Annotated in this window: 25 protein-coding genes; 12 read left to right on the forward strand and 13 right to left on the reverse strand. The window is 50.3% G+C overall.

The window, feature by feature from the left end; all coding sequences use genetic code 11:
- Positions 1-48: 48 nt before the first annotated feature.
- Positions 49-912, reverse strand: a complete 864-nt coding sequence (locus tag FCN78_RS00875; protein ID WP_077659153.1) for a YicC/YloC family endoribonuclease — start codon at positions 910-912, stop codon at positions 49-51.
- 160 nt (positions 913-1,072) lie between these two features.
- Here FCN78_RS00875 and rph point away from each other — a divergent pair, with 160 nt between their 5' ends.
- Positions 1,073-1,789, forward strand: coding sequence for a ribonuclease PH (gene rph / locus FCN78_RS00880; protein WP_077659154.1), 717 nt, complete (start codon positions 1,073-1,075; stop codon positions 1,787-1,789).
- Positions 1,790-1,898: 109 nt separating this feature from the next.
- Positions 1,899-2,540 carry an orotate phosphoribosyltransferase gene (gene pyrE / locus FCN78_RS00885; protein WP_077521980.1) on the forward strand — a complete coding sequence of 214 codons (642 nt, stop codon included), beginning with the start codon at positions 1,899-1,901 and terminating at the stop codon, positions 2,538-2,540.
- Positions 2,541-2,623: 83 nt separating this feature from the next.
- On the opposite strand, the gene slmA is transcribed toward pyrE, so the two are convergent.
- Both slmA and coaBC read right to left on the reverse strand, forming a co-directional pair.
- Complete coding sequence (gene slmA / locus FCN78_RS00890) at positions 2,624-3,214, reverse strand: nucleoid occlusion factor SlmA (RefSeq protein WP_069361925.1); 591 nt, start codon at positions 3,212-3,214, stop codon at positions 2,624-2,626.
- Positions 3,215-3,408: 194 nt separating this feature from the next.
- Positions 3,409-4,659, reverse strand: a complete 1,251-nt coding sequence (coaBC, locus tag FCN78_RS00895) for a bifunctional phosphopantothenoylcysteine decarboxylase/phosphopantothenate--cysteine ligase CoaBC (protein ID WP_077652938.1) — start codon at positions 4,657-4,659, stop codon at positions 3,409-3,411.
- Between the two features lie 245 nt (positions 4,660-4,904).
- Here coaBC and radC point away from each other — a divergent pair, with 245 nt between their 5' ends.
- The 5 genes from radC to mutM all read left to right on the forward strand — a co-directional run bounded on the left by radC (position 4,905) and on the right by mutM (position 7,620).
- On the forward strand, positions 4,905-5,588 hold the full coding sequence (gene radC / locus FCN78_RS00900) for a RadC family protein (protein WP_069361923.1): 684 nt from the start codon (positions 4,905-4,907) through the stop codon (positions 5,586-5,588).
- 185 nt (positions 5,589-5,773) lie between these two features.
- The gene (gene rpmB, locus FCN78_RS00905; RefSeq protein ID WP_069361922.1) at positions 5,774-6,010 is read left to right on the forward strand and encodes a 50S ribosomal protein L28; all 237 of its coding nucleotides are present in this window, start codon (positions 5,774-5,776) and stop codon (positions 6,008-6,010) included.
- Positions 6,011-6,023: 13 nt separating this feature from the next.
- Entirely contained in the window at positions 6,024-6,194 is a 171-nt protein-coding gene (gene rpmG / locus FCN78_RS00910; protein ID WP_046074696.1) for a 50S ribosomal protein L33, read from the forward strand.
- 116 nt (positions 6,195-6,310) lie between these two features.
- Positions 6,311-6,790, forward strand: a complete 480-nt coding sequence (locus tag FCN78_RS00915; protein ID WP_077599527.1) for a hypothetical protein — start codon at positions 6,311-6,313, stop codon at positions 6,788-6,790.
- Between the two features lie 17 nt (positions 6,791-6,807).
- The gene (mutM, locus tag FCN78_RS00920; RefSeq protein WP_077599526.1) at positions 6,808-7,620 is read left to right on the forward strand and encodes a bifunctional DNA-formamidopyrimidine glycosylase/DNA-(apurinic or apyrimidinic site) lyase; all 813 of its coding nucleotides are present in this window, start codon (positions 6,808-6,810) and stop codon (positions 7,618-7,620) included.
- Here the strand turns inward: mutM and coaD are convergent.
- Positions 7,615-8,160, reverse strand: coding sequence for a pantetheine-phosphate adenylyltransferase (gene coaD, locus FCN78_RS00925; protein WP_369801956.1), 546 nt, complete (start codon positions 8,158-8,160; stop codon positions 7,615-7,617). The two genes, mutM and coaD, sit on opposite strands and share 6 nt — an antisense overlap.
- Before the next feature lie 119 nt (positions 8,161-8,279).
- Here coaD and FCN78_RS00930 point away from each other — a divergent pair, with 119 nt between their 5' ends.
- On the forward strand, positions 8,280-8,990 hold the full coding sequence (locus FCN78_RS00930; RefSeq protein ID WP_077522067.1) for a 3-deoxy-D-manno-octulosonic acid kinase: 711 nt from the start codon (positions 8,280-8,282) through the stop codon (positions 8,988-8,990).
- A gap of 16 nt (positions 8,991-9,006) precedes the next feature.
- Here the strand turns inward: FCN78_RS00930 and waaA are convergent, their stop codons facing one another.
- Positions 9,007-10,266 (reverse strand): lipid IV(A) 3-deoxy-D-manno-octulosonic acid transferase, encoded by a 1,260-nt coding sequence (gene waaA, locus FCN78_RS00935; protein WP_077659155.1) that lies wholly within the window; start codon positions 10,264-10,266, stop codon positions 9,007-9,009.
- Between the two features lie 76 nt (positions 10,267-10,342).
- Here waaA and FCN78_RS00940 point away from each other — a divergent pair, with 76 nt between their 5' ends.
- Positions 10,343-11,194 (forward strand): glycosyltransferase, encoded by an 852-nt coding sequence (locus tag FCN78_RS00940; protein WP_077659156.1) that lies wholly within the window; start codon positions 10,343-10,345, stop codon positions 11,192-11,194.
- Here FCN78_RS00940 and FCN78_RS00945 read toward each other — a convergent pair.
- Genes FCN78_RS00945 through rfaD form a run of 8 tightly spaced genes read right to left on the reverse strand, consistent with a single transcriptional unit; the run spans position 11,191 to position 19,390 of the window.
- Positions 11,191-12,225: a glycosyltransferase family 4 protein gene (locus FCN78_RS00945; protein WP_077659157.1), complete on the reverse strand. Its 1,035-nt coding sequence runs from the start codon at positions 12,223-12,225 to the stop codon at positions 11,191-11,193. The two genes, FCN78_RS00940 and FCN78_RS00945, sit on opposite strands and share 4 nt — an antisense overlap.
- Positions 12,226-12,229: 4 nt before the next feature.
- The gene (locus FCN78_RS00950; RefSeq protein ID WP_069361915.1) at positions 12,230-13,012 is read right to left on the reverse strand and encodes a glycosyltransferase family 2 protein; all 783 of its coding nucleotides are present in this window, start codon (positions 13,010-13,012) and stop codon (positions 12,230-12,232) included.
- 15 nt (positions 13,013-13,027) lie between these two features.
- A complete protein-coding gene (locus FCN78_RS00955) occupies positions 13,028-13,930 on the reverse strand; it encodes a glycosyltransferase family 2 protein (protein WP_069361914.1) in 903 nt (300 codons plus the stop codon).
- Positions 13,923-15,089 (reverse strand): glycosyltransferase, encoded by a 1,167-nt coding sequence (locus tag FCN78_RS00960; RefSeq protein ID WP_069361913.1) that lies wholly within the window; start codon positions 15,087-15,089, stop codon positions 13,923-13,925. Before FCN78_RS00960 ends, FCN78_RS00955 begins: the two co-directional genes overlap by 8 nt.
- Position 15,090: 1 nt before the next feature.
- Entirely contained in the window at positions 15,091-16,401 is a 1,311-nt protein-coding gene (locus FCN78_RS00965) for an O-antigen ligase family protein (RefSeq protein WP_069361912.1), read from the reverse strand.
- Positions 16,398-17,423, reverse strand: coding sequence for a lipopolysaccharide heptosyltransferase II (gene waaF, locus FCN78_RS00970; RefSeq protein ID WP_069361911.1), 1,026 nt, complete (start codon positions 17,421-17,423; stop codon positions 16,398-16,400). The genes FCN78_RS00965 and waaF overlap by 4 nt, the downstream gene beginning before the upstream one ends.
- A complete protein-coding gene (lpxM, locus tag FCN78_RS00975) occupies positions 17,420-18,400 on the reverse strand; it encodes a lauroyl-Kdo(2)-lipid IV(A) myristoyltransferase (RefSeq protein ID WP_077659159.1) in 981 nt (326 codons plus the stop codon). The genes waaF and lpxM overlap by 4 nt, the downstream gene beginning before the upstream one ends.
- Positions 18,401-18,445: 45 nt before the next feature.
- The gene (gene rfaD, locus FCN78_RS00980; RefSeq protein ID WP_077659160.1) at positions 18,446-19,390 is read right to left on the reverse strand and encodes an ADP-glyceromanno-heptose 6-epimerase; all 945 of its coding nucleotides are present in this window, start codon (positions 19,388-19,390) and stop codon (positions 18,446-18,448) included.
- 103 nt (positions 19,391-19,493) lie between these two features.
- On the opposite strand from rfaD, the gene FCN78_RS00985 reads away from it, so the two are divergent.
- From FCN78_RS00985 to tdh, 3 genes are all read left to right on the forward strand, one after another.
- Positions 19,494-20,162: a TetR/AcrR family transcriptional regulator gene (locus FCN78_RS00985; protein WP_069361908.1), complete on the forward strand. Its 669-nt coding sequence runs from the start codon at positions 19,494-19,496 to the stop codon at positions 20,160-20,162.
- Positions 20,163-20,355: 193 nt separating this feature from the next.
- Positions 20,356-21,552, forward strand: a complete 1,197-nt coding sequence (locus tag FCN78_RS00990; protein WP_069361907.1) for a glycine C-acetyltransferase — start codon at positions 20,356-20,358, stop codon at positions 21,550-21,552.
- Positions 21,553-21,571: 19 nt separating this feature from the next.
- On the forward strand, positions 21,572-22,600 hold the full coding sequence (tdh, locus tag FCN78_RS00995; RefSeq protein ID WP_100297960.1) for an L-threonine 3-dehydrogenase: 1,029 nt from the start codon (positions 21,572-21,574) through the stop codon (positions 22,598-22,600).
- Positions 22,601-22,606: the final 6 nt, after the last annotated feature.

Genomic DNA, 22,606 nt, shown 5'->3' on the forward strand with positions numbered 1-22,606 from the left:
CCTTTGATTTTTAAAGGACTAAATAACAGTGATGAACATCTAAGAACATCACTCAATATTCTGGATCTGCTCGCGCATTTGTTCGATAAGCACTTTGAGCTCGACGCCGGAGGCGGTGATCTCGGTGCTGATTGATTTGGAGGCGAGGGTGTTAGCTTCGCGGTTGAACTCTTGCATCATAAAATCCAAGCGTCGGCCGCAGGCGCCGCCTTTTTGGAGGATTTTGCGCGCCTCTGAAACGTGTGAGTCCAAGCGGTCAAGCTCTTCTGCAACATCCACTTTTTGCGCCAGCATCACCATTTCTTGCTCAACTCGGGCCGGGTCGAGTTCCACTTGTGCTTCTTCTAAGCGCGTGGTCAAACGTTCACGCTGCCATTCAATCACGGTGGGCATCTTTTCACGCACTTTGATCACTTCGGCGCTAATGGCATCGAGTCGCTGCTCAATCAGGGCTTTCATGTTCTCGCCTTCGCTCGAACGCGCGGCGATAAAGGCATCGAGCGCTTCATCAAGGCCTGCTAATAAGGCGCGATGCAGCTCATCGGTGTCTTGCTCCGGCGCTTCCATCACCCCTGGCCAGTTCAGGACTTGAAACGGATTGATGTTGCCCTCGCCCGCGGTCTCTTTCACCCATTTCGCCGCGTGAATCACTTGCTTGGCCAAGGCTTCATTGATGGTGAGCTTATCTTGGCTGGCTTGTGAGGTATCAAAGCGCAGGTTGCATTCCACTTTGCCGCGGGCTAGGCGCTTGCGAAAACGCTCGCGTACCACAGGTTCAAGACTACGCAGCTGCTCGGGCATGCGAATGTAGGTTTCGAGATAGCGCTGGTTAACGGAGCGGATTTCCCAAACCGCGTTGCCCCAATCGCCCTTGAGTTCTTGTCGGGCGTAGGCGGTCATACTGTGGATCATGTGTACCTGCTCTTGTGTGCTGAAGGTGAATGGCAAAGATTATACGCATCCATGCCCTTGCCGTCAGCTGTCTTGGTCTGTGGGGCGGACAGGGATCGCAAGCGGGCGGAGAAACACGTATAATCGCGCCTACATTCTTACAGTCAATAAGGTAACTTGCATGCGCCCAAGTGGAAGAGCACTCGACCAAATTCGTCCCGTTAGCTTTACCCGCGGTTTTACGGCCCACGCAGAAGGCTCTGTGTTGGTGTGCTTTGGTGATACCAAGGTGATCTGTAATGCCACGATTGAAGAGGGCGTACCGCGCTTTTTAAAAGGCAAGGGCCAGGGTTGGGTGACTGCCGAGTATGGCATGTTGCCACGAGCGACCCACACCCGTAACCGTCGTGAAGCGTCAAGCGGTAAACAAGGTGGCCGTACCGTCGAAATTCAACGTTTGATTGGGCGCAGTTTGCGCGCCGCGGTCGATTTAAAAGCACTGGGTGAGCGCACCATTACCGTTGACTGTGACGTGATTCAAGCAGATGGCGGCACGCGCACGGCGTCCATTTCGGGGGCGAGCGTGGCCCTGGCGGAGGCGCTTAACGCGCTGGTACGCGATGGCAAGCTCGCGGCCAACCCGATGCGTGGCCATGTGGCCGCTGTATCAGTGGGTATTTATCAACAAACGCCGATTTGCGATCTCGAGTATGTGGAAGACTCGGCGGCAGATACCGACATGAATGTGGTGATGCTCGAAGATGGCCGCATGATTGAGGTGCAAGGCACTGCCGAGGCCGAGCCGTTTACCCCCGATGAGCTAAACGCGATGCTCGCACTGGCCAGTAAGGGCATTGATGACATTGTCGTCGCGCAAAAATCGGCGCTGGCCGAATAATCCTATTGCAATGGCTCCCATCTCGGGGGCTATTTTTTTATCTATTAACCTGAGATGGGCGCGCGTCGCGAACGCCCGATAATAATCACAGACAGCAAGAGAGGACTGCATGAAAGCCTACCAGCGCCAGTTTATTGAGTTTGCCTTAGAGCGTGAGGTATTAAAGTTTGGCGAGTTTACCCTTAAATCAGGGCGGAAGAGTCCGTACTTTTTTAATGCCGGCTTGTTTAACACCGGGCGCGATTTGGCAAAGCTGGGTGAATTTTATGCGGCCGCGTTGATGGATGCAGGGATTGATTACGATGTGTTGTTTGGTCCCGCGTACAAAGGGATCCCCATTGCGACCACCACAGCGGTAGCGCTTGCTACGCATCATGATGTGGATACGCCTTATTGTTTTAACCGCAAAGAGGCCAAAGACCATGGTGAGGGCGGCAATTTGGTCGGCAGCGCGCTGAGTGGCCGTGTGATGTTGGTGGATGATGTGATCACCGCCGGTACTGCCATTCGCGAATCAATGACACTGATTCAAGCGCAAGGGGCGCAGCTGGCCGGTGTCTTGGTGGCGATTGACCGCCAAGAGCGTGGCCAAGGCGAGTTGTCGGCGATCCAAGAAGTAGAGCGTGATTTTGGTTGCCAGGTGGTGTCTATCATTAGCTTAGCGGATTTGGTCACTTACTTAGAGCAAAGCCAAGCCGATCCGGATCAGCTAGCGGCGGTGAAAGCGTACCAGGCGAGCTACGGGATTTAAGTTGCGTGCGTGCAGCTGGCAGAGCCATTTAGCTGAGCCTGTTGCACGACGCCAGTTGCACTGCGCTCGTTGCACTACGCCATTTACTGCAGTTGATTGGTGAGCAGTTGCCAGTATTGCTCGAAATTGGCAGTCGGCAGCTGCTTAAATGATGAGCGCACGTAGCGACAAAAGCCGCCTTCCACTTGGCTAATCAATTGGCTGGCGAGCACTGCTTCATCCAATGGGAATCCTTTTCCTTCGCGTAAACGACGCTCGCGCAGTACTTGCTTTAGCTGCGCCTCGACGCGTTCAAACAGCTGGTTGATCCGCGCTTGTAATCTATCTTGCTCAAACATCAAGGCATGACCTGTCATGATGCGCGTGAGCCCCGGGTTGCGCTCGCCAAAGGCCAGCAGCAATTGCAAAATCAGTTTGAGGCGCACCAAGGTATCCTTTTCTTCCTCAATGATCAGGTTGATGCGGGACAACAGTGAATCTTCAATAAATTCGATGAGCCCCTCAAACATCCGCGCTTTACTGGGGAAGTGGCGGTAGAGTGCCGCCTCAGACACCCCGACTTGCTCGGCGAGTTTGGCCGTGGTGATGCGTTGGCTGCCTTGGTTGGATTCCAGCATTTGCGCGAGCGCTTGAAGGATCTCTTCGCGGCGATTACTTTTTTTTGGGGCTGCCATGGATGCGATTCCTTTGTCTTTTTATCTGTCACACTGGCGACCGGTAAAGGAGGCATCATGGAGAGGTGCCGCCATGTGTGGATTTTTCCCCTATCTTAGCGACGAGGTCTCTGTATTAAAAGCAAAAAGCGTGGCCATGGCGCACGCTTTTGAACTTGTATTTTGGCGATAAGTAGGTTGCCCTCTCACCCGCGTCAGTGCTCATCCTGGATGGTTTGCTGTAAATAGCGGGCATGTATGTGCGTCATCACCTCGTCGGCCAATGTGCGCTTTTCCGTGACCGGTAGGGCTTTGTTTCCCCCAGGCCAAAACAGATGTAAGGCATTGCGATCGCTGTTAAAGCCTTGATCGGATTGGGACACATCGTTAGCACAAATCATATCAAGCGTTTTGCGCGTCAGCTTGTCACGCGCGTAGGCCGCTACATCTTGGGTTTCGGCGGCAAAGCCGACCGTAAATGGACGATGTGTTGTTAAGCCCGCTACCGAAGCAATAATATCGGGATTTTTCACCATGGTGACCGTCATTGTGTCTTGATTGGCCTGCTTTTTCATTTTCTGCTCGGCCATGGTCTGTGGACGGTAGTCCGCGACCGCGGCACAGCCGATAAAAATATCTTGGTCGGTGATGCTCGCATGCACCGCATCATGCATTTGTTGGGCGCTGGTCACATCAATACGCGTGACACCTGTCGGCACTGGCAATGCGACTGGGCCAGAGACTAAGGTGATATCGGCCCCTAAACGGGCTGCCGCCTCGGCGAGGGCATAGCCCATTTTCCCTGAACTGTGGTTAGACAGATATCGGACTGGGTCTAGCGCTTCGCGGGTAGGGCCGGCGGTAATCATCACACGCTTGCCTGAAAGCGGTTTGGGGCCGGCCCAGTGTTCGCATTCAGCCACTAAGGCCAAAGGCTCGAGCATGCGCCCGGGGCCGACATCGCCGCAGGCTTGCGCGCCACTGTCTGGGCCCCATATCAGGCAGCCGCGTGCGTGCAGTCCATTTAAGTTCGCCTGGGTGGCTTGGGCGCGGTACATTTGCTGGTTCATTGCTGGGGCAATCGCCAGAGGCGCATCGGTGGCCAAGCACACGGTAGTGAGCAAATCATTGCCCATGCCCGCGTGGATCCGAGCAATTAAATCGGCAGTTGCTGGGGCAATCAGCACGAGATCCGCCCATTTAGCCAATTCTATGTGCCCCATAGAGGCCTCAGCCGCGGGGTCGAGTAAGCTATCCGATACCGGATGGCCAGAAACGGCTTGCAGGGTCAATGGCGTAATAAACTCTTTTGCAGCATGAGTCATCACCACCTTGACGGTGGCCCCACGCTCGATGAGGCGGCGGGTAAGGTCGGCACACTTATACGCGGCAATCCCGCCGCCCATGCCAAGCAGAATACGTTTACCGGCCAGCGTCTGGGCTGGCTGCTGTGAACTATTGGCCATAATGCTCTGTGTGTTTGAACGACAATGACGAAACCATACCATAATCCTTAGCGCAAAAAGCTTGTTTGAGCGCATGAATCCGCATGGGGTGTGATGTGCGTTGGATGTGATATGGCTAGCGCGTGGCTGAAAGCACTGATGGTGGCACATGATAAAACCACGAACGCGCCGCAGTTACATGGAAAAGCTATTGCGGCGTGGAGGAGGCTTACTTTAACTGGCGGCAATGTTGAAGAGGAATCACCATGAGCCTAAAAACCTTGCCGCAAGATTGTCGCCCCAGAGAACGCTTGTTAGCACGGGGAGCGGAAAGTCTCTCAGATGCCGAGCTGTTGGCGATTTTTTTACGCACGGGCGTCACAGGGATGAGTGCGGTGGCGCTGGCCGACCATCTGTTGCAGGATTTTGGCTCGCTCCGGGCGCTGATGGGCGCGGACCAAGGGGCGTTTTGTCAGCGAAAAGGACTGGGTAGCGCCAAATACGCCCAGTTGCAGGCGGTACTGGAGTTGAGTCGACGTTATTTAAAAGAAACCTTGAGCAAAACCGACGCATTGACCAGCCCGGACCATACTCGCCGTTATCTCTCGACCTTACTGCGTGACCGGCCTCGCGAGGCCTTTTACGTTTTATTTCTTGATAATCAGCATCGCGTGATAGCCGATGAGCAACTTTTTGAAGGCACGCACAATGCGGCGAGCGTTTATCCACGAGAAATTGTCCGTCGCGCGCTTGAGTTGCATGCCGCAGCACTGATTTTGGCCCATAACCACCCATCGGGCGTGGCAGAGCCGAGCCAGGCAGACCGACATATTACCGATAGAATTGCCAACGCCTTGTCATTCGTGGATGTTCGCGTGCTTGATCACCTAGTGATTGGGGACGGAGATGTGGTATCGTTCGCCGAGCGAGGTTGGTTGTTATCCCCTTAAGGATCGCCATTGGCGAAAAAAACGATCAAAAAGCGCATAAAAGGATCTGCTCGGGACTTGAGCAATGTGAATTCAGTTAGTATAATGCGCCACCTTTGATAGCCTTGACCTTCGACCTGACCTTAACGATGCAGGACTGGCGGACAAGGTTGATATCGAGCCGAAACGATTTTGGAGAGACTTTCATGTCACGAGTATGCCAAGTAACTGGCAAGCGTCCTGTAGTTGGTAACAACCGCTCTCACGCTAAGAACGCCACCAAGCGTCGTTTTCTGCCGAACCTGCAAACTCATCGTTTCTGGGTAGAAGGCGAAAAACGCTTCGTTAAACTGCGCCTATCCACTAAAGGTATGCGCATCATCGACAAAAAAGGCATTAGTTCTGTACTGACAGAAATGCGTGCCCGCGGTGAGAACGTATAAGAGGAATTAGAGAATGGCTAAAAACGGCGTTCGTGAGAAGATTCGTCTAGTATCCTCTGCAGGTACTGGTCACTTCTACACCACAGACAAGAACAAACGTAACATGCCTAGCAAATTCGAGATCAAAAAATTTGATCCTGTAGTTCGCAAGCACGTTATGTATAAAGAAGCCAAAATCAAGTAATTTGATTGACGCTTTGAGAAAGACCCAGCTTCGGCTGGGTTTTTTTATAACTAAAATCTGGTCACATTTGCGGTTATACTGCGAAAGACACGCGTAACGTCCTCAGGTGAACCGACATGAAGCTAAAGCGGCAGACATGGAATAACATCCTGATTCTCTCAGTGGTGGTTTTTTTTGGCTTAATGCTGCTGCCAGACTATTTGCGCCATCAACGCCAAGCACAGGCGACGCCTGAGGGAGTGATAGCGCTGGTTGAATCGCGCAGTGATGTGCTGGCGTTGCGGTTTTCTCATTTAACCCTGACGCGTACGTTAGAGGGTTGGCAATCGGATAAACCCTTAGTGATTAGCCCGACAGAGCTTGCTCAGCGCTGGCTGGGGCTGACTGGGACACAAATCGATGACACCACCTTGCAGTCGTTGCGACCCCAATTAACGTCTCCCCGTACGTTGGAGCTTACCCGCAGCCCCGACCAAGAGCCCATTCGCATTACCTATTATCAACAACCCCAGTTTTGGTTGATGCAAAACGAACACGGCCAATGGTTAGCCGTGTCAGTGGATAGTCGGTATCTTTTCCCGCTATCAAAGTCGTAAATATTAAGAGCTGTGTTATGCCCGAGTTACCTGAAGTAGAAGTAAGTCGTTTAGGTATCATGCCGTATGTCGAAGGGCAAACGGTCACCGAGATTACCATTCGTCAGCCCAAGCTACGTTGGCCCATTCCCGAAACGTTACAACAGTTAAAAGGTCAGGTGATCCGCCGGGTGACCCGTCGGGCCAAGTATCTTTTATTGGAGACGGATGTCGGTACGGCGATTGTGCATTTGGGGATGTCAGGCAGTTTGCGGGTACTTCCCACGTCACTGGCACCGGAAAAACATGATCATGTTGATGTGACACTCAGCAATGGTCGCTTAATTCGTTACCACGATCCGCGCCGCTTTGGCGCCTGGTTGTGGCAGGAGGGAGATTTGCCGCATCCCGTGTTGGGAAAACTCGGCCCTGAACCACTCACCGATGCGTTCAATGCAGATTATTTGCTGGCCAAGGCGGCAGGCAAAAAAATGGCGATGAAAAGCTTTATTATGGACAACGCCGTTGTGGTAGGTGTGGGGAATATTTATGCCAACGAATCGCTGTTTTGTGCTGGTATCCATCCTAAACGCCCTGCCGGTAGCCTGACGCAAACAGAAGCGACGGCGCTGGTGGATGAGATAAAAACTGTGTTAGCGGCGGCAATCACACAAGGCGGTACCACGCTGAAAGACTTTACCCAAGTAGACGGGAAGGCCGGTTATTTCGCTCAAGCGCTACGTGTTTACGGTAAGTCGGGTGAGCCGTGCCCAACCTGTGACACGACCCTTGAGCGCATAGTCATCGGCCAGCGAGCAACCGTGTTTTGCCCGCAATGCCAGCCTTTATGAACGCTTGTCTTGCAGCTTTTCTTGCAAGGCGGTCAGTACGCTAGGCGCGACAAACTCACTGGTATCACCGTCGTGTAACGCCACTTCTTTGACCAACGTCGAGGAAATAAACGAATGCTCCTCTGATGGAGTCAGAAAGACGCTTTCCAGTGCCGGCATCAGCCGGCGGTTCATATTGGCGAGTTGAAATTCATACTCAAAGTCGGAGACCGCCCGCAAACCGCGCACTAGAATGTTGGCCTGGTACTGCTTGGCAAAATTGACCAACAACCCTGAAAAGCCAACCACAGAGACATTGGGAAGGTGCGCGGTGACCGCTTGCGTGAGCGCCACGCGCTCATCCAGATCGAACAATGGTTTTTTGCTCGGGCTAGCCGCAATCCCCACAATCACATCATCAAACATTCTCGCCGCCCGCTCAATCAGATCCAAGTGACCGTTGGTGATGGGGTCAAATGTGCCTGGGTAAATCACGCGTGTATGTTGTTTGTGTGTCACTGGCTTATCCTTAAAAACGTTGATCTGGAAAGAGGTTATCAAATCCTTGTCCATCACGCATTGTTCTCGCAGCGCCGTGACCTCTCGCCTGTGAATCCATTGACGAGCAAGGTACACTAATACGCGCTAGCGTGAGTGCGCAAACAGGAAAAACCGTGAGTATAGAAGTAGAGCAACGCGACAACGAGTGTATTTGGTACGATCCGGCTTTAGTGGAGGGCGACCCTCGCCAGTATTTTGATATTCATTTTTGGCACCAGCAAGCCGCCGTCACCGGTTCAGCCAAAGGGCGCGGTACCACGTTCTTTATCCGAGGGCCGAAAATGGAGATGGCGTTGCGTCATTACTATCGCGGTGGTTTGTTTGGTAAATTCGTGAAGGATCAGTATTGGTTTCAAGGATGGGAGGCGACCCGTTGTGGCGCTGAGATCAACTTACTGGCCTATCTTCGCGAGAAAAAAATGCCTGTGCCTCGTCCTGTTGCTGCACGCGCGGTAAAAAACGGCCGTACTTATCGTGCTGATATCTTGGTGGAGAAAATTCCAGGCGCGCGCGATCTGGTTGCTATCTTGAGTGAAAATAGCTTACTTGCCCATGATTATCGTGCCATTGGTCGTTTGGTTCGCCGCCTACACGACGCTGGCGTGTGTCATACCGATCTGAATATCCACAATATCCTCCGTGATAGAAAAGGAAAGCTGTGGCTGATTGACTTCGATAAGTGCCAACAGCGCGATGGCGAACAGTGGAAAGAGGATAACCTTGCCCGCCTTCATCGCTCGTTTAAAAAAGAAAAAGAGAAGCGTCAGATCCGTTGGCAACCCGAAGACTGGGCTGCCGTATTAAAAGGCTACAATCATATCCGCAAGTAAGACACGAGTGCGGGCGCTAGCGCGGGCGATTAAGCCAGGGCGCGAGTGCCTGCAAGGTGCGTTCGACCGCGCCACGATTTTGCTCTACCACAGAGAGGCCAGCGTTACCCGCTTGCGCGGCAAGAGCGGGGGCATTAAAAAAGGCACCGATTTTGGCGGCGAGGTCTTGGCTATCGTTACATACCTGTAGGGCGCCAGCGTCAATCAGCGCGTCGCCAATCACTTGGAAATTATAATAGCTTGGGCCGGTTAAAAGCGGCTTGCCTAACGCCGCGGGTTCAAGCAGGTTATGCCCACCCACTTTGCTACCCAGAAAACTGCCCGCCATCACTACCACATCTGCGCCAGCAAGGTAGGTCATCATCTCTCCCATGGTGTCCCCAAGGTAAACTTGATTACTGAGTGCCAGCGGCTCACCCTCGGTGCGTCGTTGCACACTGAGGCCTTGGCTAGCCACTTGCTGGGCAACATCATCAAAACGTTCAGGATGGCGAGGGACCAATATCAGCAAGGCGTCTGGGTAGTCGCGCAGTAAAATACCGTGAGCGGCGAGCAAGGTGGCGTCTTCTCCCGCGTGAGTACTGGCACCTATCCAGCAAGGGCGCTCGCCAAGTGCTTGGCGAAATGTGGCACCCAACGCCGGATCCACGGCTTTAATATCAAATTTCACCGAGCCAGCCACTGCGAGCTTGTTGTCATCAACCCCGAGACTAGCAAAGCGCGCTTGGTCGTTTTGATGCTGGCAAACGATTAAGTCGATATGTTTACTCATGGTTTGAAAGAGCGGCGCAATTTTCTGGTAGCGCTGGCAAGCTTTTTGAGAAAGCCGGGCGTTGATGACCGTAATGGGGATGCCCGCTCGACCCACATGATGCAAGGTATTTGGCCAAAGCTCGGTTTCCATGATCACGCACACCCGTGGTGACACCGCGCGGAGAAAACCTTTTACCGCAAATGGAAAATCAACCGGCATATAGCGGTGTATGATCCCATCAAGACGCTCGGCCTGCTCTGCGCCGGTGGCGGTGGTGGTGGTGACCAGGATCGGCACGTCTGGATAGGCTTGTTGCAGCGCGCTGATCACCGGCTTTGCCGCGAGAACTTCCCCCACCGACACCGCATGGAGCCAAATAGGCTGACCGTCTATGTTGGGCGTACCGCCAAAGTGTTCTCGCCACCGCTCGCCAACAGCAGGCTTGCCAGGCCGTTTACGGTACAGCCCAACAAGCAAAAAAGGGGCGGCAAGCGTGAGTAACAATGTATATATCCAGCGCACAAGTTGGCTCTCGAACTGACCACAAATAAGAATGTTATGATACAGTTGTCACAGCATTTATTGAACAGCGCTCTTTATGAAAAGTAAATCCGCCACCTTGATTGTTTCCTTTTACAATAACAGAAACGCTTTAGAGTTGATTTTTCAATCACTGGCTGAACAGTGGAATCATGACTTTAATGTTGTGATCGCTGATGATGGGTCGAAAGAGGAGGTAAAAAATTGGTTATCTGTAAGAGTAGAACAACTCCCATTTTCTGTTACACATGTTTGGCATGAGGATAAGGGGTTTAGGAAAAACAGAATTCTTAATAAGGCGATACTCGCCTCAAAAAGTGACTATTTGATTTTTATTGATGGTGATTGTGTTCCTCAGCATGGGTTTGTCAGAGATCATCTGCAAGCAGCTGAACGGGGGACCGTGGTGTGTGGACGTAGAGTAGAGCTGTCTAAGAAGTACACGGGTTTACTGGTGAAAACTAATAAAAAGTCGACATTTAGTCATAAGTATATGTTATCCATGCTAGTTGACTATCTAGTTAATCGAAGGGAGAAAAATACGACAGAGTACACGGGCAAACACCTCAAAAATGGTCTGTGTCTGCCTTGGTTACAACGTTTAACGAGCCTTTCCTCGAAGCCAAGATCGATTATAGGATGTAATTTTTCTATATATAAGAAAGACTTAGAAAGAATAAACGGTTTTGATATGAACTATGAGGCGCCAGCAGTGGGTGAAGATACAGACATAGAGTTCAGACTGAAAGGCGTGGGTGTACGAACCAAGGCTATCAAGTTTGGTGCGGCGTTGTTACACATGTACCATCACGAATTACCTAGGCTCTCAACTAACAAAGATATCTTTCATAGAACCGTTCAAGAAAAAGCGTTTTGGGCTTCTAATGGCCTCAACAAGCTGAAAAGTTAACCCTTTATTTCTTTATATAGGGCTTCATATTTTTTAGCGCACTCAGATATGTCAAATTGATTTATCCTCGCTTCGGAGTTTTCCTTTATGAAGGAAAGTGTGACATCATCTTTCCTGATATTGTGAATCCTCGCGGCGAGGGATGCACTATCCCCTGGTGTGATTAAATAGCCACTAATGCTGTCTTCAATGATATCAGGGATCCCACCCGCTCGGGCGCCTATCACGGGCAGCCCTGCCGCCATTGCTTCTAAAATAACTGAGCCCAATCCCTCTGTATAAGAAGGGTGGATAAGCAAATCGGCCGCCGCGAACCAATCTCCCATATTGGTTTGTTTACCCATAAACTGCACATTCGTGAGCCCCTGAGCTTGCGCCTCGAGTGACGCTCGTTCTTTGCCGTCACCGAGTAAGCAAAACTGAATGTCAGGTGATGTGTCAGCCAGTAACCGTGCAGCTTCAATCGTGACATCAAAGCCTTTATGCGCATACATATTGGCGGCATGAATCACCAAGAACTTCCCACGAAAGTGCGCTTTGATTTGCTCAACCTTATCTTGTGAGACAGGGTAGGTGACAGGAGAGCTAGGGATTTTGACTAACTTGGCATCAGGGTGGCGTTTTTCTAGTTGATGGATAATCTCCGAACTCAAACCGACCAGCGCGCTGGCTTTGCGGTACGCCAGTTGAGATAACCACTTTTTCTTTAAAGGGTTATCAATGCGGCGTGTCACTATGTAGGGTACGCGGTGCAATAGGTGTTGAAACAGTGCCCAATAAATGGCGCGGCCTTCGTGAACATGGATCAGATCGCATGTTGCAGTGATTGAGCGCCCATGTTGCCGAGTATAGTGCGGACAAAGCACGATTTGGCATTGAGGTATCGCGCGAAGCTCGTCGACCAGCGGGCTTTTAGGGTTCACCACCGCCGTGAGCTGGTAGCCCATTTGGGCTTGTTGCTGGATTAAGGTGAGGGTTTGGCGTTCCCCACCACTAAAGCCTGACGCGAGATTGACGTGACAAATATGCATACTGTCACCACACCTTATTGAAGTCTTCGTTTTCTAGCACTTTTGGATCGCGTTGGAACTCGAGTAATTTGGCATATTTCAGATAACTATTTACCGCAGAGCTGAGTGCGACTGTCATACCATCGACTCCACCCAAAAAGCCGCGCTGAAAAATATACTTACGAATAAAGGCGTTGAGGCCATGCACAAAAGGAGAAAACGCGTTGGCACGTTTTCCTTTTTGGTACATAATTTTAGCTGCTCTCCCGCTAAAGTTGCGTCCCGGCTTGGCGAAAAGCTGTCCGAGGTTCTCAAACGAATAGTGGATAAGATCACAGTCAAGCTGTTTCGGGTTTTTGGCCTCAACTGCCGCGTGTTGCTTAACTTCGGCAAACCGCGTTTTTGACTTGTTATACAAGCGAATGCAGTAGTCTGGATACCAGCCGCACTGTTTGATCCAGCGGCTACCGATGTGGTTACGGCGACGAAAGGCAAAGGCATCATGCGCTGTATTGGCCAAATCTAGCGCTTGGATTTGCTGCACTGCTTCTTCGGTAAGACGTTCGTCAGCATCAATACTGAGGATCCATTGATTGTCAGTGTGCGCCAAGCCAACGTTTTTTTGCAGACCATCACCGAGGTAAGCTTGAGTGACTACGGTGGCACCGAGTTGCTCTGCAATGGCAAGCGTGCGATCTGTGCTTTGCGAGTCAACCACCACAATGTTAGAGCACACCTGCTGAAGTGACTCGATACACGCTTTGATGTTTTTTTCTTCGTTGAGCGTAATGACGACGCCTGTGATCATGATGACCTCTAATAATTAATACCGGGAACGAGCTACGCGTGACGCGCACCAATGTGACAGTTTTAGAGCTTTCAGTTTGAGCTTGAACGTGTGAGAGTCTTCTACGCCATATTTTCTTTTTATATACTGCTCATAAGCTTCAAATGGTGCATTTTTTCTTTTGAGTTGCTTAAGAAACTTTAAACAAGTTTTATAAAAAGGGTAAGCAAGATCAGGCTTTTTTTGGGATAATGGATAGATATAGTCGATAATACTAATATAATTGTATTGGTATCTATCACTGTAAGACGACTTTTTAGTAATGGATCCGACTCTTTCCCTATAAAAAATCACGTCTTCATCAATAGTTTTTACTTTAGGTGATCTGGAGAAAACTTGCCAATAAAACTCTTCGTCTTCATGTATTAGGCCTTCTTTAAAACGAATCCCATTGAAAATTTCTTTTCTATATAGTTTGTTCCAAACTACAATTTCAAGCTGAAAAAAATCTTTATTAAAATTTATTTTTGAGCTTCTTCGTTTTTTGTAACGACGAAAGTCCCCGTTGGATTCATTATAGGCTAAAACCCCACCCGAAATGACATCATAACCTTTAGATGCGTTGACCAAAGAACTAATAGCACTTAAAGATAGCCAATCATCGGAATCAAGAAAAAATAGGAACTCACCTTTCGCATCTTTTATTCCCGAGTTTCGTGCACCAGAAAGGCCTTTATTCTTTTGATCAATGACCCTAACTCTGTTATCTCTTTGAGCAAAGCTGTCACATATACCTTTACTGCTATCAGTAGAACCATCATTGATGCAAATAATCTCAAGGTTTTCATATGTCTGATTAATCACTGACTCTAAACACTGAGCAATAAAATCTTCAACATTATAAACAGGAATAACAACACTTACTTTAGGGTTATACATAAGAAACCTTTTTATACTCAGATACGATTTTCTCACCACTAAACTCAGTCAATTTTTCCTCAATGTAGGATTTTTCTTTATCGGACCATGACGAACTGAGTGATTTATACATTTTATCAGCGAGTGGTTCAGGCTCTTGTGCGCTGAGGTATTTTTCCAATTCTCCATCCATGATTTGACGAACACCACCGTCTGAGTCAGTGCATACTATACGACTATCACAGGCAAGCGCCTCGAGCAATACCATACCGAGCCCTTCAAATCGTGAACTCAGCACAAACAGGTCGGCATGCTTAAACCATGGGAACGGATTTTTGCGCGCGCCTTTAAAAAATACCCGATGCTCTAAATTGTGCTCTTTTACAGTATTTTCGATATTTTCTCTATCTTTTCCTTCGCCAACAATAACCAGATCTTGATGGATACCGCACCTATCAACGAGGTGCGCGTAAGCCTTAACCAGTAACGTAAAATTTTTTACCTGTGTCAATCGTCCCAAGCCAAGGATAAAAGGTCGAGGATGCATATCTGGCTCCGTTCTATCTGCTTGTTCACGAATATAGGGTGTATTGTTAGGATTGCTTATAACTTTCGAGATCAAGGGTGATATATTGTGAATGTTGGCGAGAGATTGAAAGCTCTTATGGGCTCCCTCGGAAACGCAGACAATATTTTTATAATCAAAAATCGCACGGTAAACGATACTGGAAAAAGCGCCGTAATGGTGAGGCTTGATAATGTTTTCACAGACATAAACAAAGCGGTCATCATGTAGCGGCCAAAGTTGTTCAAAGGTGCCTTGGCCACGAAAAATGACCAGATCAAATTTTCCTTTTTCCGCCTCAAGCTGTCTAAGTTTTCGCTTGAAGAAAAAAGAATTTGGATAGGCAAAGAGTAGCGGGAAGGTTTTGCTGACCAGCGCATTAACCAGCTTACAAATAAAGTAATAAAGCGCACCTATGCCGGTTTTTAATACTGACTTTTTAAGATCAAACAGGCGGACGTCCACATCCGACGTCGGCTTTATATCTTGTGGTCGATTTTTGAGGTAGATTAGCGTGGCATCGTCACCATGGGCGGTGAATGCATCGGATAAATTTACCGCAACTCTCTCCATCCCACCGAGTTTGAGACAATTGACGACAATTGCGACACGCATATCAGTCTTCACCCTGTGTGTTGTTTTTGGCGCTAGTTAGTGAGTAAAAGCAGCCCGATATTATGACAAAGGCAAACACACCAAGGCTTCGGCTGTTAAAGGTTTCGAAGGCATTAATGGTTAGCCAGTAGATAAAAAAGGCGATAGAGAAGAATGCGACTATCTTACCGTTTTCCGACGTATCGCGAGCGACAAAGCAACGCTTAGCGAGCTGGAAGTAGGTAAATAAAATCAGTGCAAAGCCTGCCAAGCCATAGGCGACCAGTGTTTCTATGTGGTTACTATGTAAATGCGATAGGTTGCTATACTTAGGCACCGTTTTTTTCAGCTCTGAAAGTTTCTCAGAAGAAGAGATAACATACCCAATACCGTTTTCACCCAGACCTACCAAGGGACTCTTTTGAAATACATCCCAAGCCGCTAACCAAGAGTTCAGCCTGACACCGACACTGGTCATCGGGATGTTATCTAGGTTGCCTTGGACCACGCTCGAAATAACCGAGCTCTCCTTTAACGCGCGGCTTTGAATATAGTCAGATTGACTGACTGCAAACAGGGTGACGACGACAAATGCGTAGCCAAGAAGTAGCTTTTTCTTCCCTTTAATGAGCCCAACAATAAACATCAGCGCTGGCGTTAATGCGATGACGATCGCCAGAGCAAGCCACACTTGTCGCGACTGGCTGACCAGTGTTAATGCGAGACCCAGGACGGCTGAAAGTGCAAAAAACGCACGAATCGTCCAGCGACTTTTGTCGGCGAGATAAAAGCTAAACGCCGAAATAATCGCGATCACACCGCCCAGCATCGAGGTGTACTGCGCATTCTTTAAGCCAAAGTCGACGCGGTGTGTGTGGAGCAGTCGCTGAATCTGGCTTGAAAAGTCGCTTTGTGTGTAACAGGCGATAAACACGCCCAAAACAAAGCAAGCAGCGAGCGTGATAACAGCATCCTTGCGCCCTTGTAAGGCGAGGCCGATGGGGACGAGCAAAAACAGTTTTGCCAATCGATCGACATGTGGGTAGGCATTGGCAACATCAGGAATATGCGTCAAGCTATTTGCCCAACTTAGACACTGGACAATAATGACACCAAAAAAAGCCCACATTATGGGGTCTTTTTTAAGCTGTGGCCAATGGGTATAAAGCAAGGGTAGGCTTAATAACAAAAAGCCTGCGCGGAAGACTTCACCCACGTCAGGAAATGCGATGGCACACAAGGCATAACCGAATAGGAAAAAACGGGTGATTTGGTAATACAGCTGATGACTAAAGTATCGAGATACGGATGGTGTCGTGTTATTGGTGCTCACGGTAGAATCCTTTTTACAACTTGGCTCGGGGCGAGGTCGTTTAAACATTTTAAGTGCCCTAAGGGACATTCGCGCTGGAAGCAAGGGCGGCACTCGATATCCGTGTGCACAATATCGACCTTACTGGTCAGCGGCGGGGTGTAATCGGGTGATGTTGAGCCGTAGATGGCGATCACTTGGCAGTTGACCGCTGCGGCGATATGCATCAACCCCGAGTCATTGCTGACCACAGTTTGACACGCGCCCAAGAGGTCGACGGCTTCGATTAAGTTAGTTTTGCCTGCCAATACATGAATGTTAGGCGCGTTTTCTGCGAGAGTGGCAATGTTTTCACAGGTTTCAACATCTTTTGCCGAGCCAAATAGCCAGATTTGGTAGCCTTGTTGATGTGCTTGGCGTGCCACTTCAGCATAGTGCTGCTCAGGCCATTTTTTGGCGGGCCCGAATTCGGCACCCGGGCATAAGCCAATCACAGGTTTATCTTGGTTTAGTCCCAGCTTGGTGATAACGGCCGCTTGTGCGTCAGGGTCAATGGTTAACTCAGGTTTTGGCAGGCCTTCAAGACCGCCCAGCGAGGCAGAGTTTTGCATCTCGGCGCGCGGGTGAGCGAGGGCAACATAACGCTCAACCATGTATTGAAATGCTTTCTTGTTGGGGCGCAGGTCGTTGAGCAAGCCATAACGCATTTCACCTTTCCAACCAGTGCGGGTCGGGATCCCTGCAAACCAAGGGGTCAGTGCCGATTTGGCCGAATTAGGCAATACGTAGGCACGGTCATAGCCACGCTTTGCCAAGCGCTTGCCCAGTTGATAGCGCTTACCCAGTGCAAACTCTCCATGGCCGAGTGGCATTTCAATGCTGCGATTAACCTCGGGCATACGCGCGAGAATCGGCGCGCACCAAGCGGGCGCCATCACATCAATCTTGGCATCCGGGTGCTGTTGCTTGAGGGCTTTGTACAAAGACTGCGACATCACCATGTCGCCGACCCATGATGGACCAATGACTAAAATGCGTGTCATGATGCCCGTTTCCTCTTTGCCTCTTGGTAGATATTACGACCATCCTCGCGGGTGCGAAGCAGCTGTAAGATCCACATATATTGATCTAACTGCCCGTCGAGCATGGTTTCTATTTGTTGGTTCATCATGCGTGCGTCGGTGCTACTGTTTCCTGTTGGGAAGTCATTAAACGCAGGGTGCACCTCGATCATGAACCGACCGCTTTTCGCATCAAAGCCGGAAAGCACAGGGATAATATGCGAGCGGGTGACTTTGCTTAACTTGCCTAGACTCGGCAAGGTCGCTTTGGTGGTAGCAAAAAACGGCACAAACTCGCTGCTCTCATCGCGCATATCTTCGTCGGGCAAGTAGTAGCCCAAAAAGCCGCGTTTAACTGCGCGGATAAAGGGTTTAATCCCTGCTTCGCGCTCATAACAATTGCCGCCATATTGCACGCGTTGACGGTGCATGAGCCAGTCCAGCAGCTGATTTTTTTGCCGTTTTGAGAATGCCGCCACGGGGAGCCCTTGCGAGGCAAATAAAATCGCGGCGGCATCAATGGCCCAAGTATGGGGCACAAAGAGGATCACCGCTTCGTCGTTATCAGTGTGCCGAGTAATATGTTCCATGCCAATCACATCACAGTGGTCCTGAAACCACTGGCGACTGCGCAAGGTGATCAGCGGAAAGCTCAGCAAAAAAGCCCCGGCGGTGGTCAAGGTGTCGATTAATACGGCCTCACGCGCTTGCGCGGATTTCTCGGGAAAGCAGGCTTCCAGATTAAGCCAGGCGTTAAGGATCGTGCCTTTTTTCTTTTTAACCAGCTTGCGTGCTACCCAGTGCGCGAAGCGATGCTTAGCGCGCGCCGGCACCAGGAGGCTGAATGGCATAGCGATGAGTAGCATCAGCCATGTGCCCCAGTATTTGGGCGCTAAGTAAGCACGCGAGAACTCGGGGTTATACGCGTGCGCGTCGTAATCGTGTCGCTGTTTTGTCATTGCTCTTTACTCGCACCCCAGAACGTCTGAGGCGAACTGCTGTGATTAGCGATTGATTTCGGCTAGGTAAGCGGCGACACCTTCTGCCACTGTCTTAAAGGATGCCGTGTATCCCGCTTCACGTACCTTGGTCAGATCGGCTTGTGTGTAGGCTTGGTAGCGACCTTTTAGGTGGTCGGGAAAGGGGATTTCCTCGATCTCTCCTTGACCGTGGAAGTCAATCACCGCGTTGGCAACGGCGCTAAAGGGCTCTGCACGACCGGTACCGCAGTTGTAAATACCGCTGATCTGTTGTTGCCAGAACCAAATGTTCATTGCGCAGACATCACCGACATAGACAAAGTCACGCTTGAACGTATCACTGCCCTCAAAAAGTTTAGGGTTTTCGCCTTTTAGAATTTGTTGATTGAGGTGATAAGCCACTGACGCCATGCTGCCTTTGTGCTGTTCTCGCGGACCATATACATTGAAGTAGCGTAAGCCAGTAATCGGTGGCAGTGTCTCGCCATGGGCCTTAGCATCTTCTTGCACGCGACGGACATAGTTGTCGAATTGCTGTTTGGAATACCCGTACACATTCAGCGCGCCTTCATACTCTGGCGCTTCAATAAAGTCACTGTCGCGGCCACCATAGGTGGCTGCTGACGAGGCATAAAGAAAGGGGATATCGCGATCAATACAATAATGCAACAGCTCTTTGGAGTACTCGTAGTTGTTGAGCATCATGTATTTGCCATCCCACTCTGTGGTGGCCGAGCAGGCACCTTGGTGGAAAATGGCTTCGATCGGGCCGAAGTTCTCACCGGCCATGATTTGGGTAAGGAAGTCTTCCTTATCCATATAATCTGCAATGTCGAGGTCAACCAGGTTAACGAATTTGGTGCCGTCTTTGAGGTTATCGACGACCACGATGTCACGGTAGCCTTGCTCGTTCAGTGCTTTTACTAAGTTGCTGCCAATCATGCCAGCACCACCAGTCACAAAAATCATATCGTTACCTAATTCATCTTTATCTGACGACAGACCCCGTCGCCATTACTGTTGACTGTGATAGTATGGTTGAGCATCAACCGGGCAGAGGACTGAACCATACATGAAAACCCGAGACCGAATTATCCATGCTGCACTGGCTTTATTCAATCAACATGGTGAGCCGAATATCACCACCAACCATATCGCGGCAGATCTCGGGATAAGCCCGGGCAACCTTTACTATCACTTCCGTAATAAAGAAGCGATTATACACAGTATATTCGACCAATACGCGCAAGATCTTGCCCTTGCCTTTGATCCTAGTCAGCCTCGTGACGATACCCAAGCTTTATTGCAGCACTATCTCGACGCGACCTTTAGCTTGATGTGGCGCTATCGATTTTTTTACGCCAATTTGCCGGATATTTTGCGCCGAGACGATGCACTGCAGCAAAAATACCTGGGGGCGCAGCAACAGCTGCAAACCAACTTGATGACCATCTTGCACCACTATCGGCAAGCCGGTTGGCTGAGCCTCAATGACAGCGCCTTGTCTGCGGTGGGAGAAACGCTTAAGCAAGTGGCGTCGAGCTGGATTTTTTATCAAAGTGCACAAGCTCCCCAAACGCAAATTCATGCAGGGGTGATCTACAAAGGTATTTTGCAGATGCTGGCATTGTTACATCCGCTGACATCGGCACAGGGACAAATGGCCATTACTGCGTTAATAGACCACTACGAGCAGCAGTTAGTTCGCCAAGACTCACGCTCACTGGACACATTGAACTGAGCTATCTCTCTAGGCGGTGATCGCATTGCGCGATATTCGCCCAGCTTGTCAGTGATTACACGATATGAATCACTGTCTCGCGCCCCTTATTGGCACAAAACGCGCGAACGTGCCATGATAGCAAGCATTCATTCGTCGTACACAATGTGTGCGGCGGCCTTCCCAAAGTAATCATCACAGCACGGAGATTGCGATGACGGCTGCCTTCTACCAGCAAATCCGTCATCAGCTTGAGCAAGTTAAAGCTGATGGCTTGTACAAAAGTGAACGCCTTATTACCTCACCACAAGCGGCCAGTGTCGCCGTCAATCATGAACAGCAGGTACTGAACTTTTGCGCCAATAACTATTTGGGGCTCGCCAATCATCCTGAGTTAGTGGACGCTGCCAAAGCAGGGATGGATGAGCACGGCTTTGGTATGGCGTCGGTGCGGTTTATTTGTGGCACGCAAGATGCTCACAAAACTCTGGAAGCCAAGTTATCTGACTTTCTCGGGATGGAAGATACCATCCTGTATTCCTCATGCTTTGATGCCAATGCGGGATTGTTCGAGACCATTCTCGGCCCAGACGATGCCATTATTTCTGATGCGCTTAACCATGCGTCAATTATTGATGGCGTGCGCTTGTGTAAAGCCAAGCGTTTCCGTTATGCCAATAATGATATGGATGAGTTGGAAGCCCAGTTAAAAGCGGCGAAAGCGGCGGGTGTGGCCAATATCTTGATTGTCACGGATGGTGTCTTCTCGATGGACGGCGTAGTGGCGAACTTGCCGGCTGTGTGCGATCTGGCGGAGCAATATGGCGCGTTGGTGATGGTGGATGACTCCCATGCGGTCGGCTTTATGGGCCAGAACGGTCGAGGCACCCACGAATACCATCAAGTGATGAACCGCGTTGACATCATCACTGGCACCTTGGGCAAAGCCATGGGCGGTGCTTCAGGAGGCTACACCTCAGGCAAAAAAGAGGTGATTGATTGGTTGCGTCAACGTTCGCGCCCTTACCTTTTCTCCAACTCGCTGGCCCCCGCGATTGTATCTGCCTCTATTCGCGTACTGGATATGCTGGCCGAAAGTGATCACTTGCGTGAGCAGCTTTGGGATAACAGCCAACACTTCCGTGCACGCATGACGGAAGCTGGCTTTACCTTGGCGGGCGCTGATCATGCCATTATTCCTGTGATGCTCGGTGATGCCAAAGTGGCCAGTGAGTTTGCCGAGCGGATGATGGAAGAGGGCGTCTATGTGGTGGGCTTCTCCTACCCAGTGGTGCCCAAAGGGCAAGCACGTATTCGCACCCAGATGTCAGCCGCGCATACGCGTGAGCAACTGGACCGTGCCATTGATGCCTTCATCAAAGTGGGCAAAGAGATGAAATTGATTGGGTAATGTCATGACACAAACAACCATGAAAGCCTTGGCCAAACTCAAGGCGGAGCCCGGCATTTGGATGACGGAGGCCGAGCTTCCTGAGCTGGGGCATAACGATCTGCTGATCAAAATTCGTAAAACGGCCATCTGTGGCACCGATGTGCATATTTATAAGTGGGACGAGTGGTCACAAAACACCATCCCTGTTCCTATGGTGGTCGGCCATGAATATGTCGGTGAAGTGGTCGGCATTGGCCAGGAGGTACGCGGTTTCTCATTGGGGGATCGCGTATCGGGTGAGGGCCATATCACCTGTGGGCATTGCCGTAACTGTCGTGGCGGTCGTACTCACCTGTGCCGTAACACGGTTGGTGTGGGCGTCAACCGTGAAGGCGCGTTTGCCGAGTACTTGGTGATCCCTGCGTATAATGCGTTCAAAATCCCCGATGAGATTTCGGATGACTTAGCCTCGATTTTTGACCCATTTGGCAACGCCGTCCATACCGCGCTCTCGTTTGATTTGGTCGGTGAAGACGTATTAATCACTGGCGCAGGCCCGATTGGCATTATGGCCGCTGCGGTGGCGCGCCATGTTGGGGCGCGTCATGTGGTGATCACCGATGTGAATGAATATCGCCTCGAGCTTGCCCGCAAAATGGGCGTGACCCGCGCGGTCAACGTCGCCAATACCTCGCTGGAATCGGTGATGGAAGAGCTGGGGATGAGTGAAGGCTTTGATGTTGGCCTCGAAATGTCCGGCGTGCCGGCGGCGTTTAATAGCATGCTGACGGCCATGAATCACGGTGGCAATATTGCGCTTCTTGGGATCCCACCCAGTGATATGGGGATTGATTGGAACCAGGTGATTTTTAAAGGCTTGGTGATCAAAGGCATCTATGGCCGTGAGATGTTCGAAACCTGGTACAAGATGGCGTCGCTCATCCAATCAGGATTGGATTTAACCCCAATCATCACCCATCACTACAGTGTGGATGACTTTCAACAAGGCTTTGATGTGATGTGCTCAGGCCAATCAGGCAAGGTGATCCTCGATTGGCAGAACTAAATGCCA

The organism is Salinivibrio kushneri (assembly GCF_005280275.1).
GTDB classification, from domain to species: domain Bacteria; phylum Pseudomonadota; class Gammaproteobacteria; order Enterobacterales; family Vibrionaceae; genus Salinivibrio; species Salinivibrio kushneri.